Source organism: Sphingomonas sp. VDB2 (assembly GCF_047946695.1).
Lineage (GTDB): Bacteria > Pseudomonadota > Alphaproteobacteria > Sphingomonadales > Sphingomonadaceae > Sphingobium > Sphingobium bisphenolicum.
This window is the reverse complement of record NZ_CP159616.1, coordinates 803,933-820,293: the sequence shown is the minus strand read 5'-3', so window position 1 is coordinate 820,293 and position 16,361 is coordinate 803,933. Positions and strand designations below refer to the sequence as shown.

The following is a 16,361-nucleotide window of genomic DNA, read 5'->3' as shown; positions in this document are numbered from 1 at the left end:
GCTGACGACAAACGGCGCGATATTGGTGGCGGACGATCATCCGCTCTTTCGTCAGGCCCTGGTCATGGCGGTGGAAGCGGTCGCGCCCAAGGCCCGCATCATCGAAGCCGCGACGCTGGACCGCGCCGTCGAGGTGTCAATCGCGACCAGCGACCTGCTGCTCGTCCTGCTCGACCTCAAAATGCCTGGATCGGCCGGATTTTCGGGCGTCGCCCTGCTCCATGCCGAACGCCCCTCCGTCCCCATTCTCGTCATCTCCAGCGCGGAGGCGCAGATCGCCTCGCCCGAAGCCCGCCGCTATGGCGCGGTCGGCTTCATCGGCAAGGACCAGCCGCTATCGGTCATGGAGGAAGCGATCGCCGCGGCGCTCGGCGGCCAAAGCCCGCCGTCCCTGCCCGCCGGCGAAACGGACGCCATGGCCGACAAGGTCGCCGCGCTTACCCCCACCCAGTTGCGCGTCCTGCTGGGCGTGCTCGATGGTCGTCTCAACAAGCAGATCGCCTTTGATCTGGGCGTCGCGGAATCCACGATCAAGTCGCACATGACCACGATCCTCGCCAAACTGGGCGTGCAAAACCGCACCCAGGCAGCGCTGGCCGCGCGCGCGCTGGGTCTGGGTGCGGGCCGGTAGCGCCTCCATTCCCGTTCACCCCTTCTTCTTTATGGCGTCAAAGACAGGCGTTGCCGTCTATGTCGCGCATCAAGTCGCTCGGCGCGGTCTTTGACAGGACCGTTCATACTGAACCTGGTCCGTCCTGTCCCAGACCGGCGATCCACTGGTCCAGCACCGCCCCGCCCAGCGGCTTGGCCAATATCGCAATGCCCCGCTCCCGCGCCCGCTCCAGCATATGTACGCCCTGCTCCGCCGTCACCAGCGCTACCTGCAGATTCCGGCGCTGTCCGCGCAGCGCCTCGATCAGCGCGATCCCGTCACGCTCGTCGCCCAACGCAAAATCCACCAGCGCGCCGTCAAGGGTCCCGGTCACGGCCAGCGCCTCGCCATATCCCGATGCCGTCATGCATGTGTGGCCCATGGCCTCCAGGGCAGCGCGCATAGCCGCGCGATTGGCGCTGTCGTCATCCACTACCAACAGCCGCAGGCACTTCGTTTCCCGCGTCACCGCTCCCTCGGGCGGCAATGGCCTCGCGTCTACTGCCTCGATCCGCGGCAGGCCGATCGCAAAACAGCTCCCCCTGCCCTCCTGCGACCACACGCCCACCTTCGCGCCGATCAGCGCGGCGGAGCGCTCCACGATCGCCAGCCCCAGGCCGATGCCATTCTCGCTCCCACGCCCCAGCCGCTCGAATTCGCGGAAGATGATGTCCAGCTTGTCGGGCGCGATGCCGATGCCGCTGTCGCGCACCTCGATCCGCATATGCCCGCTGCGTCGCCGCGCCGCGACGACGATGCCGCCTCGTTCGGTATAGCGGATCGCGTTGCTTACGAAATTCTGGACGATCGACCGCAGCAGCGACCGGTCCGTCTCCACCCAGCCATCCCCTGCCCCCACACGCAGCGACAGCCCCTTCTCTGCCGCCAATGGCCGCAGGCTTTCGACCACATCGACCAGTATCGTCCGCGCGGCGAAACGAGTCGGTTGCGGCGTGATCCCGCCCGCGTCCAGCTTCGATATGTCGAGCAGCGCGCGCAACAGGTCGTTGGCGGCCTCGATCGATCGGTCGAGCCGCGCCAGCATCGCCTGTTCCAACTCGTCCAGCCGTCGGCGCAACGCGGCGGAAAAGAGCATCGCGGCATGGAGCGGCTGCAACAGGTCATGGCTCGCCGCCGCTAGGAATCGCGTCTTGTCCGCCATCGCCTCCGCCAGCTGAGCATTGACGTCGGACAGTTGCGCCGTCCGCCGCGCTACCGCCCGTTCCAGATCACGCCGCGCCGTCTCGGTCGCGGCCCGCGCCTGCGCCTCGATGGTGATATCGGTGAAGCTCATGACATAGCCGCCATCGGGCATCGCCCCGCCGACCGTCTTGATGACGCGACCATCGGTGCGGTGCCGCTCGAAACTATGCGGCTTGCGGCTGCGCATGTGACCGAGGCGCCGGGTGACATGATCTTCCACCTCGCCGGGACCGCAATCGCCCCGTTCTGCATTGAAGCGGATCAGCTCTGCGACCGGCACCCCCACTCTTATCATTCCATGTTCGTAACGAAATAGGTCGAGATAGCGGCTGTTCCACGCCACCAGCCGGAGATCGCGGTCTATCACGCTGACGCCGACATCGATATTTTCCAACGTCGCGGCAAGCAGACCCTGCGAGAAATGCAGCGACTGGCCTGACGCATCCAGCATCTGCGCCACGTCGGCAAAGCCCATGCCCTGTCCTGAAATGGCCGATGCCATGATCGCGCGGGCGGAGGACGCCCCCACTACGCTGCCGATCAACCGTTCGGCCGCGCGCGCGCTGCTGCGATCGATCGGCCGTTCTTCCAGATGCTGGCCGCCAAAGGCGTCGGCGACCGCTTCGCTCCCGACGAAGCGCGTCACGAGGTCGCCCAGCGCCGCCATCGTCCCGATCGGTGCGATACCCCGCTGCCGGACCAAGGCGGCGGCGCCCACTCCGCGCGCGGACACGAACATATAGGCCAGGAGATTGCCACCCAGGCTGATGACCGTGCCGAGCGTGACTGCGTTCACGCCGCTCCAGCGGTCGAGCCAGTTGGGTAGCAGATCTACGGCCGGCAGGAACAATGTTCCCATCCAGATCGCAAAGCCGGTCGCCAACCCGGCCCCGCCCGCCATCGCGTCATTGTGGGGCCGATAGACGGCGAAGATCAGCGCGGGCGCGCATTGCGCGATCGCGACGAAAGCGATCAGCCCGACCGAAGCGAGCCGGGTCGTCGACGGCGTCGCCATGGCGTAGAGGGTGGCGGCGACGACCAGCGCGACAATCGCGCTGCGCCTTATCCACAGCAGTCGTTCGCCCATATGCGCGCGGCCGGTGGCGCGACGCAGCAGGATCGGCGCGAACAGATCATTGGAGATCATGCTGGAGATCGCGACGACTTCCGTCACCACCATCGCCATCGCCGCCGAGAGGCCACCGAAGAAGACCAGCAGCGCAAGCCCCAGAAAATCGAAATGCTGCGGCAGGCTGAGGACGAACAGATCCGGCGCGCTTCCTTCGCCTAACAGGGCCAGGCCCGCGGCAGCGATCGGCAACACCGCCAGCACCGTCACCAGCAGATAGGCGATGAACCCCCAGCGCGCGCGCAATATGTCGTCGGCTCCCCGCGCCTCCATGATGCTGACGAAGAAGTGCCGCGGCATGCAGATGATCGTGAGCATCGACAGCAGCGTCGTGACGATGAAATCGCCATCCAGCCGCCCCGGCGAAAAGCCGCTGCGAAAGACGGCGATCCCCGTTCCCACTTGCGCTGTCGGAATCCTCCACAGCAGCCATCCGGCCAGACCTGCCACCAGCAACAGCGCCACCAGTTTCAACACCGACTCCGTCGCCACCGCGAACAGGATCGCCTCATTCTGCCCCGCCACCTGATAGCGGCGCGCGCCGAACAGGATCGCGAACAGCGCCAGCGCGGCCGACGCGCCGATCAGTGGCGCCGTGCTCTCGGGCGTATGCGACACCAGCGCAAAGCTGAAGGCGACCGACCGCAATTGCAGCGCGACATAGGGAATGGTGCCGAACAGCAGGATGATCGTGACCAGCGCCGCGATCGCGCGGCTCTTGCCGAAGCGAGACCCGATGAAGTCGGAGATCGAGGTTGCGCCGTCGCGATGCACCTCGACATGCAGCCGGCGCAGGAAACGCCCGCCCAGCGCCATCACCAGTACCGGTCCGAGATAGATGGGCAGATAGTCCCACCCGCCCGTCGCCGCACTCCCGACCGCACCGAAATAGGTCCAGCTGGTGCAATAGACGGCCAGCGCCAGCCCATAGGCATGGATACGCCAGCGCGATCCGCTCAACCGGGCGCGATAGCGGTGGGCCAATGCAGCGCCGCCGAACAGCAGCGCGGCATAGAGAATGGCCAAAAGGATGGCGATGGACATGCCCCGGCATAGGCGGGTCGGGCGCCTGCGCCAATCTGTTCGAAAGATGGAGGATTGGCGATCGCCCCGATCGAATGTAGGACTGGACTAGCCTAAACGCCATTATCGTTTAATATATTCCGCTATGTAATTGATTTGCATCAATATATTATGGATATCTATATTTATGGATGAATCGTCGTCTGACAGATATCTCCACCATGGGATGGAGAGCGATACCCCTCTTCTATCCCTTTATGCCGACGCCCAGGCTGCGCTGGCGCGGATCGAGGAGAGACGGCGGCTCAGTCCGGTACGCCGCCCTTGGAAGATACGATGCTTCATTGCCGAACGCCAGGCCCTGGCGTGGATCGACTCCACATCGGTTGAGGCAAACGCATTCACCGTCGATGGCCGTGGCAGCATCGGCGGCGCACCCTTCGATCTTACCCATTGGCGGCAGGCCGTCGGCGCGCCGGTGACGCTCGACACGCTACGCACCGACAGCATCGGCCTGCTCGATTGGCTGGGCGTGGATGATGCGCCCGCCAGCGCCGGCCGATGGGCGACGCCCGGCCTGTCGATCGCGGACATTCGGCCGCGCGTGGCGCAATGGCAGGCGGAAGCGGCCGCCTTGCCCCCCGCCCCTCCTCTGATCCATAGCGCCCATCTGGCGCTGGCATGGCGGCGACGCGCGCCGATCGGTCGAGGGGATATTGTCGCCAGTTTCCTGATCGGTGATCGCAACGGTCCGGGCCGGTGGGATGCATCCTTCGGCGGCCTCGTTGCGCTGGGCTTTCAAGTCAGCGGCGCCGCCTGGAAAATCGCTGGGCAGTCCCAACTGGACCGCCTTTGGCTCCAGGCCATTGCGCTGGGCGCCCGGAACCATCTCGATCAGGAAGCGCGACTGCGTATCTATGCTGAGCGAGCTGCGACCTATATCGCATCACGCCGTCGGCCCGGTCGCCTGAAGGAGGTGCTAATGCTTGCGATGTCGCGGCCCGTCGTCAGCAGCACGCTCGTCATCCGCCAACTCGGCGTGACCTCGGCCGGGGCGATCAAATTGCTGAGCATCGCGACCGACGCCGGACTGCTCGTGGAGCGCACGGGGCAGAGCAGCTACCGCCATTATGCCATCCCGGTGACCCATATTCGCCACCCTGCAGCATCGCCGGATCCGCTGGCCGATCCGCAAGCCGTGGATCTTTGGTCGGACGTCTGAAAAAACGACCTCGCCAGAAGCCCGCTGAGCGCCATTTGCAGCCATAGGCATAGGATTATATGCCGGAAGCGGAATCGCGCCCAGAGCCGCTCCTACGGCCACCATTCGAAGTTTCCGTTTTTGTTCTCCATCCGAGCCGAATTCTAGATGGCGTGGGCGGTTGTCACCAAATATACAGGCTGCCTCCACCCCCGGGACGGTTTCGATTCGCAGGCCAATTTCGGGAACGTTCGATCCTGCTCGACGGATCGATGCGGCGGCAGGTTGCTGCACCTGCTCGGTCGATGGTATCCATATCCAGAAACACGTCGGAACGCCATGTCGGGGCATGATGAACATCTGTCACTTAGGACAGACCCATATTCATGCCTGGCAAGTTCGTAAAATGTCGATCCCATCGGAAACGCTCGGACAGGGAAGGGGCCTTCTCGCGTGCGTATCAATCGACCATCGTGTTTTCAGAATCACGGGCAGATCGATGATCGCATCAACGCGCCTCTGTCCGGCTGCTGTTTAGCCTTATGCCAGGACGCACGCTTTTCCTCGGATTATTGATCCAGGTCGACCCCGGCAGGCCAATGCGCCGCCACACCGTTGGAGGATCAAATGCGAAGAATATATGATTCTGAAAACACGTTGACGGGCGACAATCAGGAACGCAGCTTATATTTGTTGCGCCGATGATGTTCCTTTACGAAGCCGTAGAACCGCTTCGAATAATTGCGTGGCAGTTCATGCGGATTGGCGCCGAGAAAGGCATCGAAACGCCGCATCAACTCGTCATAGTCCCAGCCGGGGAAATCGCTGCGGATCGCCGCATGAACCTCGGCGTCCAATATCTCGCCGGCACGTCCGCTCGCAGTCGCTGCGCGACGCGCCTTGCTTTTGTCCGCACCGGGGCTGCGCAATCCGCCAGCCGCCTGTGCGATCAGCTTCATGGCTTGGCGGGGATCGATCATCTCGTCGCCGTCGCCCGTATCGGGCGCAGGCGGGGAGGGGAGGGGGCCGTTGCGTCCGGCACGGAGCCGTTCCGCCATATGTCGGCGCATCACCATCCGCATCTTGGGCTTCGTGCTATCGGGATTGACGACTTCCAGGCTTATGTCCGGCAATTCGTTAGCGCGAGCGAGGTCGAGCAGCTTGCGCTTGAACACCGGATAGCTGCTCTCACTGCCACTCTTCTGGTGCAAGGTTTCGAAGCCGATGACGAAGCCGTCGGCGCCGTTACCGCCGGCATGTTTGCGCGACGCACGATAGAGCCACTTGCCCAGCCCACTGGTGATCTCGAAATAGAGCGGTGATATGGCCAGCACATTGCGCTTGTCCATCACCCCGTCGAAGAACCATTTGGACAGGGTGATTTCCATACCCAGCGATCGTTCCGTCCGCTCGTCAACCAGGTGGGTATAGCTGTCGATCCAGGAGAAGGTCGTTTCCCGGCTCTTGGCGCTGGCCCGGATATTGGTCTTGATCGTCGTCGCCTGCAACCGGTCGAGCGCACTCACCAACCGCTCATAGGCCCGGCCGCTGGTGCCCCAACAGATGCGCTTGAGCAGGTCGCCGGGCTGAAGGCGAATGACGGGCGACAGATCATTCAATCCCCGCTCGCGCAGCTCGTTCAGATGCGACGCCAGATAGATCATGATATCCGCGTCCCAGATCGTCGCCATGCCGTAGGTCGGATTGGCCGAGACATGGACGGTCACCGACTTGTCGGGACTGACATATTCGATCGGCTTCACCCGCTTGCGCTTCGACAGGCTGAAGAAGGGACGCTGCATCGTCTCCTGATAATCACGCAGCGAAATATCGCTGAAATCGGGCAGGGTGAAGAACATTTCGAACTGGACCTTGCGCTCCCTCAGCGCCGTCTTGAGTTCGCCCTCATTCCCCACCATGCCATCCCGTTCCCGCTGTCCCCCCGGGGGGAAATTAACATAACATTCTGAAATATAAAGATTATTCCTCTATTTTCAGCTTTTCGTCCGTATATGGCCAGCTTTTCAGCGTCGTTTCGCATTGCGGATGCGCGCCGCGTCGATCACAGGACGCAACGCTTCCAATATCGCATCGGTCGACAGATCGGATGGCGTCAGCGACAGGGTCAATATCTTCTGCTGATCCTTCACCACCTCGCCGATCGCCTTGCCATTGCCGGCTGCAATGGACGCCTTTTGCACGCGGCCCTTCACGGTTACGGCCTTGAGCAACCGTCCCATCACTTCGACGCCGCTGATCGGCTGCTCATCCCCCGATCGACGGAAGCTCTGCTCGGAAGCGATCTGATCAGCCGCGGCCTCCAGCTTCGTCCGGCTTGCCGGATCGCGCAGCAGCGGCAGAAGCTTCTCGCCATATTTGGCCTGCAAATCCATCGGCGAATGGAAGGCGCTCACCAGGAAGGGCGGGATGTCCGTCAGCGCAATATAGCGCGATAGCTGCGACTTGGAGATTTTCAGCCGCTCGGCCATCCGCAATTGGACGCCGCCATAGAAGCGATCGACCGCCGCCTTATAATTCAGGCCACGTTCCAGGTCGGAAATATCCTCCCGCTCGCGATTTTCTATATCCGCGAGGCGGAAGGCCGCTTCATCGTCCAGATCCTCGATGATCGCGATCAAATCGATATCGGGATAATGATTGCTGTTGAGCCAGCTGATGGCCCAGTGCCGCCGCGTTCCCGTGACCAGCTCATAGGGCAGGGGGCCGTTGGGCGTGCGCCGCACCACCGCGGGAATACGGTTGCCGCCTTCCGCCAGAATCGAATCGATCAGGCTGCGCAGACGATGTTCGTCCAGCAGCGTGTAGTCGCGCGCATTGCCCGGCCAGATCGAACATTCCGCCGGCTTCAACCTTATGGTCGGCCGCTTCACGATCCGCGCCGCCTCACCGAAGGCTTCCAGCCGCTTGTTGGTGAAATTGACGCGCCCTGCCGCTGCCGCTGTGGCGTCCGCTTCGGTAGGAGCGAGCGGAGTCGGTTCATTGGCGACGGCGGCCAGCGCTTCGCTGATCAGGGACCGCCGGCTCATGCCGCCACACTCACACCGGCGTCGGTGCCGGTCAGGCTGGTCGACGACCATTGCTGGCGAATCTGCTGTTCGACTTCACCGAACACAGCGTCCAGATTGTCGCGGCACCGCGTATAGGTCTGGTGCGAGGCTGACGGCCTGGATTCATAGATGGAACGGAACGCCTGTGTCGCATTCTTGATTTCTTCCGACGCGAGGATCGGTTGCCCCAGCAGCAGCCCGGCATAGGTCGCCTGCATGATGCGCCACATGTCGTTCTCGCCAGGCTTGCTGGGGGAAAAGGTCGAACACACTACGCGGATGAAGCCGTAATTGACCGGTGTGCCATTTTGTTCGAGGATTTCGATATTGTCTGCGATCGTGTCCATGAAATGGATGGTCGACAGATAATCGAGCTGGCGCGCCGGCACCGGGATCAGCAACCCGGTCGCGGCGGCCATAACGTTGAGGCCGAGGAAGCCCATGGCTGGCGGCGGATCAAGCAGGATGACGTCGAAATCCTTGGTTACGCTGGCGATGCCGATACGCAGCGCCTGCAGACTCTCACGTACCGCCTGCCCGCCCTCGCGCAGGGTGGAGGTCAAATCCCATTCCGCATCCTGCAATCCCAGGCTGGACGGCACGATCTTGATCGTCGGCCAGGGCGTGTCGCGGATGGTTTCGGCGAAGTTGCTGAAGGTGCTGCGCGGGGACAGAAACGCGCCCAGCGTCTGGTCGTCGTCGATCAGCGTTTCGGGCTGGATGTCGAACATGGTTGTGGTCGATGCCTGCGGATCGCAGTCGATCACCAGCACGCGATAGCCATGCAGCGCGAGATAATCGGCCAGATGTTTGGTGATCGTGCTCTTGCCGACGCCGCCCTTGAAATTCTGCACCGCCAGCACGACCGCATCCTCGTCCGGCTGCTTGCCGACATGGATGCCCAGGGCTTCGCGAATCTGGGTCAGGTCTTCCAGCGTGTAGAAGCGGCGGCCATTGGGCAGCTGCTTGGGCTGCGGCAGGCGCCCCTTGGCTTCCGCCTTGGCCAGGGCCTCCGGCGTGCGCCCGATCAGCTCCGCGGCCACAGTGGGGCCGAAGGTGATATCGAGGGTCTTGTGCGCATCGGGACGGAACACGATCGTCTTGATATGATCGCGCATTTGCTGGCAAGCGGTCGTGACGTTGCGCAGCGTGTTCACGGTAAACGACATGGCGCCCCTCATACCCGAATCATGACGATAAATTGGTTCGCGTTTTATGCGCTCAATTGCTCGTCAAAGTCAAACCGGGGAGAGAGTATGGCGAAGGAGGCGTCCTCCCTCTGTGGCGGTGCATCAAAAGACAACCATGGGCTATGCCGCAAGGGAAACGGATTGGAGCCAGCTGGCAGCCATCAAACCTCTAACCATAGGGTTGGCCTTGGGGCGACGCGGCTTTAGGGATTTTATTGAGGGATTAGAGGGGTTAGCCGCTCGGTTCGGAGCAAAAAAGCCGTTAAATGATACGAGTCGGAGACAAGCCGTGCAATCCGATCACACGTTGATGACAGTCCGATAACACGCTGCAAGGATTCTGAAAGCACGATCAATTGGTTGTGATAGCACGTTGGCGTACGCCTCGATCTCAAGGATTCGTGACCGCCTTGGCGCTATCCTGCGCGCCGATATCCATCATCGCCGGCGTGTCGGGATCGTAACGATGCCAGCGCGGCAGACCGGCGCCATTGGGATCGCCCGTGCGGACGAAATTCACCAGATAGTGGCTGGCGATTCGCCCCATCCCCCGATCGGCCTCCGTCGTCGCGGTCCCATATTTTACCGCGACCGTATCGAAGAAATAGGGGATTTCGCTGGCATGGCCCGCGCCTTTCGTCTCCGCGTTCCGCAGCGCCTGTGCGACATAGGAAAAGCGGTAAGGATAGGTCGGCACGCCTTGTTGCGCGAACATCCGCGCCATCGTGCGGGCGCCCGTCACCATCGGCCCGGTCGGCCCGCCAATATCGTCGCTGGTTGCGCCGATCATCACCGGCACTTTGGCGAAGCGGCCCGCTCGATAGGCAGCCAGGCTGTCGACCGCGACCCGACCGTCGGCGATCGGACTGCTATGGGTTCGCGGGCCGGGCGCGAAAAGCGCGGCCAGATTCAGCCCGTCGACCACGGCATCGGCGGGAAGCGCCCGTAATTGCGCCAGCGCCTGCGGGTCGTTGGGCGCGATGCCCTTCTTCTGCCCGAACGCAGCGCCGGTCGCTTCGGCCCCCGCCAGCGTGGCGTCGCCCATCGGCATCGGACCACCCGACTGGATCACCGCCTTGTGGAACAGACCCTGCGCCATCGGCGACGTCAACAGCGCATGGACCGACATGCCGCCCGCGCTTTCGCCGATGATAGTGACATTGGCCGGGTCGCCGCCGAACGCCGCGATATTGTCCCGCACCCAGCGCAGCGCCGCGATCTGGTCCATATAGCCATAATTGACCTGCCGTCCGCCGTCCGCATCCGCCCTGGTCAGCGCGGGATGAGCGAAGGTGCCGAAGCGGCCGAGCCGATAGTTGAAGCTCACCACCATGATGCCCTGCCGCGCCAGCGCCGCCCCCGCATAGGTCGGCGGCGACGACCCGCCATTGACGAAGCCTCCGCCATAGATCCACACCATCACCGGCAGCTTGGCGCTCCGCCCCTGCGGCTTCCACAGATTCATAAAAAGGCAATCCTCCGCCGGTGGCGTGCCGAGCGGCGCGGCGTCGCTGGGGAAGGGGAGCTGCATACAGTCATGGCCATAGCGGCTGGCGTCGCGCACGCCCTGCCAGCGCTTGACCGGCTGGGGCGCACGCCAGCGCAGGTCGCCCACCGGCGGCGCAGCGAAGGGAATGCCCTTGAAGGCGACAACGCCCTCTTCGTTCACCCCGCGCAACGCGCCATCCGCGATGGCGACGACTGGCGCCATGTCCGACCGCGCGCTGGCGACAGGCGCCGTCAGGGCAGCGGCCAACAGCACGACTCGCAAGGGCAAAGCCATTTCTATTCTCCCGTCCTTCAGGGCAGCGGCAGCGTCACCACCCGTTCCGCGCGCGCCGACAACAACGCCGCCTCGATGACTTCCTGCACCGCCACTGCCTCGTCCAGCGAAATCGGCGGCGCGCTCCCAGTCGCCCATGACTCGGCCATCTGCCGATAAAATTGTTCCTGGCATCCCCTCGCCGCCGGACGCAGCGCCATCCCGCCGGCACCGTCATGCACTTCGACCGGATCGGTGTCGATGCCCCATCCGGCATCATCCGGCCGCATCCCGGCGATCAACTGCCCCTCCTGCGGATCGAGCCGCCGTTTGATCAGCGATCCCTTGTCCCCATGCACGGCGAAACGCGGACTGCCGCCGCCCGCGGCATCGGGCGCATGCAGGCTGGCGTGCAGGACGACCCGCATCCCGTCATAGCGCAACACCACTTGCGCCCAATCGTCCGCGACCGATCCAGGGCGCAGCGCCACGATGTCGGCGCTCACCGCCAGCGGACGCCCGAACAGCGCCAGCGCCTGATCGACCAGATGCGGCCCCAGGTCGAACCATACGCCCGATCCGGCCGACCCATCCTCGCGCCAGCGATCCCGCACCTCCGGCCGAAAACGGTCGAAATGGGATTCGCAATGCGTCACCCGCCCGATCGCGCCCTCTTCTATGGCGGCCCGGACGCTCAGATAGTCGCTGTCGAACCGGCGATTGTGAAACACCGCCAATTGCCGCCCGCTCGTCCGGGCCAGCGCCGCCAGCGCGCGCGCCTCGGCCAGCGACAGGGCGAAGGGCTTGTCCACCACCACATGCTTGCCTGCCCGCAGCGCATCCGCTGCAATCGCGGCATGTGTTGCACTCGGTGTCGCAACCACCACCGCTTGTATCGACGGGTCGGACAGCAACGCGCCCGTCGTCGCCATGCAACGGATCGCCGGGTCGAGCGCCGCGACCTCTTCCGCCCGGCTGGTGACGATCGCCGCCAGTTCCAGCGCGGGCGCGGCGCGGATCAGGGGCACATGAAAGACGCGCCCCGCCATGCCATAGCCGATCAGGCCGACCCTGATCCGCTCCGTCACGATGGCAATGCCCCGGCAACCACCGGCGCCAGCTTGCCGACGATGACGGTTACGCCCTTGTCATTGGGGTGGATGCCGTCGGGCAGTTGCAGCGCCCGGTCGCCGATCACCCCGTCCAGCATGAAGGGATAAAGCGTCGCATCATATTTGCGCGCCAGATCGGGGAAAATGGGGTTGAATGCTGCGGCATAGTCCGGCCCCATATTGGGCGACGCCATCATGCCCGTCAGCAGCACCGGGATGCCGCGCTTCTTCAGTTCCGCCAGGATCGCGTCCAGATTGGTCCGCGTCTCGGCGGGAGCAAGCCCGCGCAGCATATCGTTGCCGCCCAGGCCGACCAGCACCAGGTCGGGCTGGCGCGGCAGGCCGTCGAGCGTGAAGGCCAGCCGCGTGAGGCCCGCCGCGGTCGTGTCGCCCGACACGCCGGCATTGACCACCCGCGCCTTCACCCCGCGCGCTTTGAGCGCCGCTTCCAGCACCGGGGCCAATCCCTTGCCCTGATCCAGATTATAGCCGGCATAAAGGCTGTCGCCGAACGCGACGATCAGCCGCTCATCGGCAGCCGGTGTCGCCGCGGCGGCGGCATTGGCGACCGGCTGGTCGTTACCCGCCGGGGGCGGGACTGGTGTTTTGTCCGAACAGGCCACCGCCAGTTGGACAAACAACGCCAACGCCCCATATTGCATCCACCTGCCCGCCAAGGAGCGCTCCTTCTTCATGCATTTGCCCATCGATCCCGCCACTATCGCGATCCGCGCGCAGGATGTCACCCTTTCGCTTGGAACGCGCGATGCGCCGGTGGCGATCCTCAAGGGTGTCGATCTCACCATCTTGCGCGGCGAAAGCCTGGCGATCCTGGGCGCATCAGGATCGGGCAAAAGCTCGCTGATGGCGGTGCTGTCGGGCCTCGAACGCGCCAGCGGCGGCAGCGTCAGCGTGGGCGGCGTCAATTTCGGTGCGCTGGACGAAGATGCGCTGGCCCGCGCCCGGCGCGGCCGCATCGGCATCATCCTGCAAAGCTTCCATCTGCTCCCCACCATGACGGCGCATGAAAATGTCGCCGTGCCGCTGGAACTGGCGGGCCATGCCGATGCCTTCGATCGCGCAGCCGACGAATTGCGCGCCGTGGGCCTCGGCCACCGGCTGGACCATTATCCCGCGCAACTGTCGGGCGGTGAGCAGCAGCGCGTCGCCATCGCCCGCGCGGTCGCGCCGCGCCCGACCCTGCTCTTCGCCGACGAACCGACCGGCAATCTCGACGCCACCACCGGCGCGACGATCATGGACCTGTTGTTCGAACGGCAGCAGGCGGCGGGTGCGACCCTGGTCATCATCACCCATGATCCGGTGTTGGCGCAGCGCTGTGGCCGGATCGTAGAGATGCGCGATGGCCTCATCGCGTCGGATCGCGCCGCATGAACGCCATCGGCTGGGGCGCAAGCTGGCGCATCGCCCGGCGCGACCTGCACATCGGCTTTCGCGGCCTGCGGCTGCTCTTCCTCTGCCTGTTCCTGGGCGTCGCGACACTCGCCGCGATCGGCAGCCTGACTGCGGCGATCACGCAGGAATTGAGCGACCGAGGCCGCACTCTGCTGGGTGGTGACATCGAAATCGCCATGACCCAGCGCGAAGCCCGCCTTGGCGACAAGGAAGCCTTCCGCCAGCTTGGCACGCTCAGCGAAACCATCCGCCTGCGCGCCATGGCGCAGCGGGACGGGCAGGGGAGGGGGAACGCCCCGCCCGCCGTCCTGACTGAACTCAAGGGCGTCGATACCCTCTATCCTCTCTATGGCGCGCTCACCCTGCGCAATGCCACGTACCGCCCGCTCGATCCCGACCAGATCCTGATCGGCGACGCCTTGGCGGATCGGCTGGACGTCCGCCCCGGCGACCGGTTGCGCTATGGCACGGCCAGCTTCACGATAGCCGGCATCATTGCCGACGAACCCGATCGCCTCGGCGAAGGATTCACCCTCGGCCCCGTCGCCATCGCCTCGCTCGACGGCCTGCGCCGCACCGGCCTGATCCAGCCCGGCAGCCTCTATTCCGCCAAATATCGCATCCGCCTCGCCCCCCGTTTCGACGCCCCGACCGTGCGCGCCGACATGGAAAAGGCGCACGATGCCGACGGCTGGACCTTCAAGGACCGGGATCGCGCCGCGCCCGGCGCAAACCGCTTCATCGATCGGATGGGGCAGTTCCTGTCGCTGATCGGCCTCGCCGCGCTGGTCATTGCCGGCATCGGCGTCAGCAACGGCGTCGCCTCCTATCTCGCGGCCAAGCGCGGCGGCATCGCCACCTTGAAGGTGCTGGGCGCGACTTCGACCGACATCGGCCGCATCTACCGGATGCAGGTCGGCGCGGTGGCTGTGCTGGGCATCGTGACGGGCCTGATCGTCGGCGCGCTGCTGCCGCCGCTGATCGTCGCGCTGGCGGGCGACGTGCTGCCGGTCAGCCCCGGCTTCCGCCTCCATCCTGTGCCGCTACTGACCAGCGCCGCCTATGGCCTGCTCATCGCCTTCCTCTTCACCGTCCCGCCGCTCGGCCGCGCCCGCACCCAGCCGGCCGCCGCCATCTTCCGCGGCGCCGTCGAAATGCGCGGTGGCACCGATCGGCGCAGTCTTCTCGCCATGGCCGGAGCTGGCGCGCTGCTCGTCGCCCTCGCGCTGCTGACCGCGCGCGAACCGCTCTTCTCCGCTGCCGTGCTGGGCGCCGCCGCAGCCGTCCTGCTCCTGCTGCTTGGTCTTGGCTGGGCGGTGCGACGCCTCGCCCTTCTGGCACCGCGCCCGCGCCGTCCGCTGCTGCGGCTTGCCGTCGCCAATCTCCACCGCCCCGGCGCGCAGACCGCTGCGCTCATCGTCGCGCTCGGCCTCGCCCTCACCCTGTTTGTGACGCTGGCGGGCATCCAGACCAGCCTAGACAGCGAAATCCGTAATGTCGTGCCGGAAAAAGCGCCCAACCAGTTCATCCTCGACATTCCGTCGGCGCAGGTCGACCGCTTCCGTGCCATCGCCCTCGAACAGGCGCCCGAAGCGCAGCTCAACATCGTGCCATCGCTGCGTGGCACGATTGTCGCCTATCGCGGCCAGCGGGTCGCCGACCTCAAGGCATTGCCCGAAGGCGCCTGGTTCCTGCGCGGCGAACGCGGCGTCACCTACAGCACCGCCCTGCCGCAGGGTAGCGATCTGGTCGCCGGCCAATGGTGGCCGCGCGCCTATGCCGGCCCGCCGCTCGTCTCGCTCGATGAGGAAGCGGCGAAGGTCATGAATATCGGCATCGGTGACACGCTGACCGTCAGCATATTGGGGCGTGAGATCACGGCGCGTATCGCGTCGCTGCGCAAGGTCAACTGGGACACGATGGGCTTCAACTATGTCCTCGTCTTCTCGCCCAATGCGCTGGCCGCCGCGCCGCACAGCCTGACCGCGACGATCACCATGGACGCGCGCCACGACGGCGGCATGACCCGCGCGCTCCTGTCGGCCTTCCCCGGCATATCGGTGATCGCGGTCGGCGACGTCATCGATCAGGTCGGCACGATCATGACCCAGATGTCGCGCGCGATCGTTGCCGCCGCCTCGGTCGCGATCCTCGCGGGCATCGCCGTGCTGGTCGGCGCGATCGCCGCCTCGCGCCAGGCCCGCAGCTATGACAGCGTCATCCTGAAGACGCTGGGCGCGACCCGCTGGCAGATATTGGCGGGACAGGCGCTCGAATATGGCCTGCTCGCGTCGATGCTGGCGCTGGTTGCGCTGGCGCTCGGTACCACCGCGGCCTGGTTCGTGATCGTGCGCATCTTCGACTTCAGCTGGTCGCCCGACTGGCCGATAGTGCTGGCGACGCTGGGCGGCGGTGCGCTGCTGACATTGGGCATTGGCCTCGCTGGCGCGATCCCGCTCATGTCGGTTCGCCCCGCGCGCGCTCTGCGGCAGTTGTAGCGGCCGAACCCGCGGCAAACGGCAGGGCGCACGGCCACGCGCCGCGCTCTTGGCGCATAGTGCCGCGCACACCGGATATCCTGCCGCCTTCTGACCCATCCAAGGAA

The 16,361-nt window shown here is 64.9% G+C and carries 11 protein-coding genes; 4 read left to right on the top strand and 7 right to left on the bottom strand.

The features are described 5' to 3' along the window. The first annotated feature begins 22 nt into the window (after positions 1–22). Entirely contained in the window at positions 23–631 is a 609-nt protein-coding gene (locus tag ABT375_RS22165; protein WP_416465907.1) for a LuxR C-terminal-related transcriptional regulator, read from the top strand. Between the two features lie 103 nt (positions 632–734). On the opposite strand, the gene ABT375_RS22160 is transcribed toward ABT375_RS22165, so the two are convergent. After that, complete coding sequence (locus ABT375_RS22160) at positions 735–4,028, bottom strand: PAS-domain containing protein (protein WP_416465347.1); 3,294 nt, start codon at positions 4,026–4,028, stop codon at positions 735–737. A gap of 205 nt (positions 4,029–4,233) precedes the next feature. Here ABT375_RS22160 and ABT375_RS22155 point away from each other — a divergent pair, with 205 nt between their 5' ends. After that, entirely contained in the window at positions 4,234–5,229 is a 996-nt protein-coding gene (locus tag ABT375_RS22155) for a helix-turn-helix domain-containing protein (RefSeq protein WP_416465345.1), read from the top strand. Between the two features lie 650 nt (positions 5,230–5,879). On the opposite strand, the gene ABT375_RS22150 is transcribed toward ABT375_RS22155, so the two are convergent. From ABT375_RS22150 to ABT375_RS22125, 6 genes are all read right to left on the bottom strand, one after another. After that, positions 5,880–7,127 (bottom strand): replication initiator protein A, encoded by a 1,248-nt coding sequence (locus ABT375_RS22150; protein WP_416465343.1) that lies wholly within the window; start codon positions 7,125–7,127, stop codon positions 5,880–5,882. A 105-nt stretch (positions 7,128–7,232) separates the two neighbouring features. Then, the gene (locus tag ABT375_RS22145) at positions 7,233–8,255 is read right to left on the bottom strand and encodes a ParB/RepB/Spo0J family partition protein (RefSeq protein WP_261937048.1); all 1,023 of its coding nucleotides are present in this window, start codon (positions 8,253–8,255) and stop codon (positions 7,233–7,235) included. Beyond that, entirely contained in the window at positions 8,252–9,445 is a 1,194-nt protein-coding gene (locus tag ABT375_RS22140; RefSeq protein ID WP_224550905.1) for an AAA family ATPase, read from the bottom strand. Before ABT375_RS22140 ends, ABT375_RS22145 begins: the two co-directional genes overlap by 4 nt. Before the next feature lie 412 nt (positions 9,446–9,857). Further along, positions 9,858–11,249, bottom strand: coding sequence for a carboxylesterase/lipase family protein (locus ABT375_RS22135; protein ID WP_416465341.1), 1,392 nt, complete (start codon positions 11,247–11,249; stop codon positions 9,858–9,860). Between the two features lie 17 nt (positions 11,250–11,266). Beyond that, the gene (locus ABT375_RS22130; RefSeq protein WP_416465339.1) at positions 11,267–12,316 is read right to left on the bottom strand and encodes an oxidoreductase; all 1,050 of its coding nucleotides are present in this window, start codon (positions 12,314–12,316) and stop codon (positions 11,267–11,269) included. Then, on the bottom strand, positions 12,313–13,035 hold the full coding sequence (locus ABT375_RS22125) for an arylesterase (protein WP_261937045.1): 723 nt from the start codon (positions 13,033–13,035) through the stop codon (positions 12,313–12,315). The genes ABT375_RS22130 and ABT375_RS22125 overlap by 4 nt, the downstream gene beginning before the upstream one ends. On the opposite strand from ABT375_RS22125, the gene ABT375_RS22120 reads away from it, so the two are divergent. Both ABT375_RS22120 and ABT375_RS22115 read left to right on the top strand, forming a co-directional pair. Continuing rightward, on the top strand, positions 13,034–13,735 hold the full coding sequence (locus ABT375_RS22120; protein WP_416465337.1) for an ABC transporter ATP-binding protein: 702 nt from the start codon (positions 13,034–13,036) through the stop codon (positions 13,733–13,735). The two genes, ABT375_RS22125 and ABT375_RS22120, sit on opposite strands and share 2 nt — an antisense overlap. Beyond that, the gene (locus ABT375_RS22115) at positions 13,732–16,254 is read left to right on the top strand and encodes an ABC transporter permease (protein WP_416465335.1); all 2,523 of its coding nucleotides are present in this window, start codon (positions 13,732–13,734) and stop codon (positions 16,252–16,254) included. Before ABT375_RS22120 ends, ABT375_RS22115 begins: the two co-directional genes overlap by 4 nt. Positions 16,255–16,361: the final 107 nt, after the last annotated feature.

Excerpts from the sequence above, each read along its gene's own strand:
- ABT375_RS22160 (WP_416465347.1), bottom strand. The coding sequence starts at position 4,028 with ATGTCCATCGCCATCCTTTTGGCCATTCTCTATGCCGCGCTGCTGTTC.
- ABT375_RS22155 (WP_416465345.1), top strand. The coding sequence starts at position 4,234 with ATGGAGAGCGATACCCCTCTTCTATCCCTTTATGCCGACGCCCAGGCT.
- ABT375_RS22150 (WP_416465343.1), bottom strand. The coding sequence starts at position 7,127 with ATGGTGGGGAATGAGGGCGAACTCAAGACGGCGCTGAGGGAGCGCAAG.
- ABT375_RS22145 (WP_261937048.1), bottom strand. The coding sequence starts at position 8,255 with ATGAGCCGGCGGTCCCTGATCAGCGAAGCGCTGGCCGCCGTCGCCAAT.
- ABT375_RS22140 (WP_224550905.1), bottom strand. The coding sequence starts at position 9,445 with ATGTCGTTTACCGTGAACACGCTGCGCAACGTCACGACCGCTTGCCAG.
- ABT375_RS22135 (WP_416465341.1), bottom strand. The coding sequence starts at position 11,249 with ATGGCTTTGCCCTTGCGAGTCGTGCTGTTGGCCGCTGCCCTGACGGCG.
- ABT375_RS22120 (WP_416465337.1), top strand. The coding sequence starts at position 13,034 with ATGCATTTGCCCATCGATCCCGCCACTATCGCGATCCGCGCGCAGGAT.
- ABT375_RS22125 (WP_261937045.1), bottom strand. The coding sequence starts at position 13,035 with ATGAAGAAGGAGCGCTCCTTGGCGGGCAGGTGGATGCAATATGGGGCG.
- ABT375_RS22115 (WP_416465335.1), top strand. The coding sequence starts at position 13,732 with ATGAACGCCATCGGCTGGGGCGCAAGCTGGCGCATCGCCCGGCGCGAC.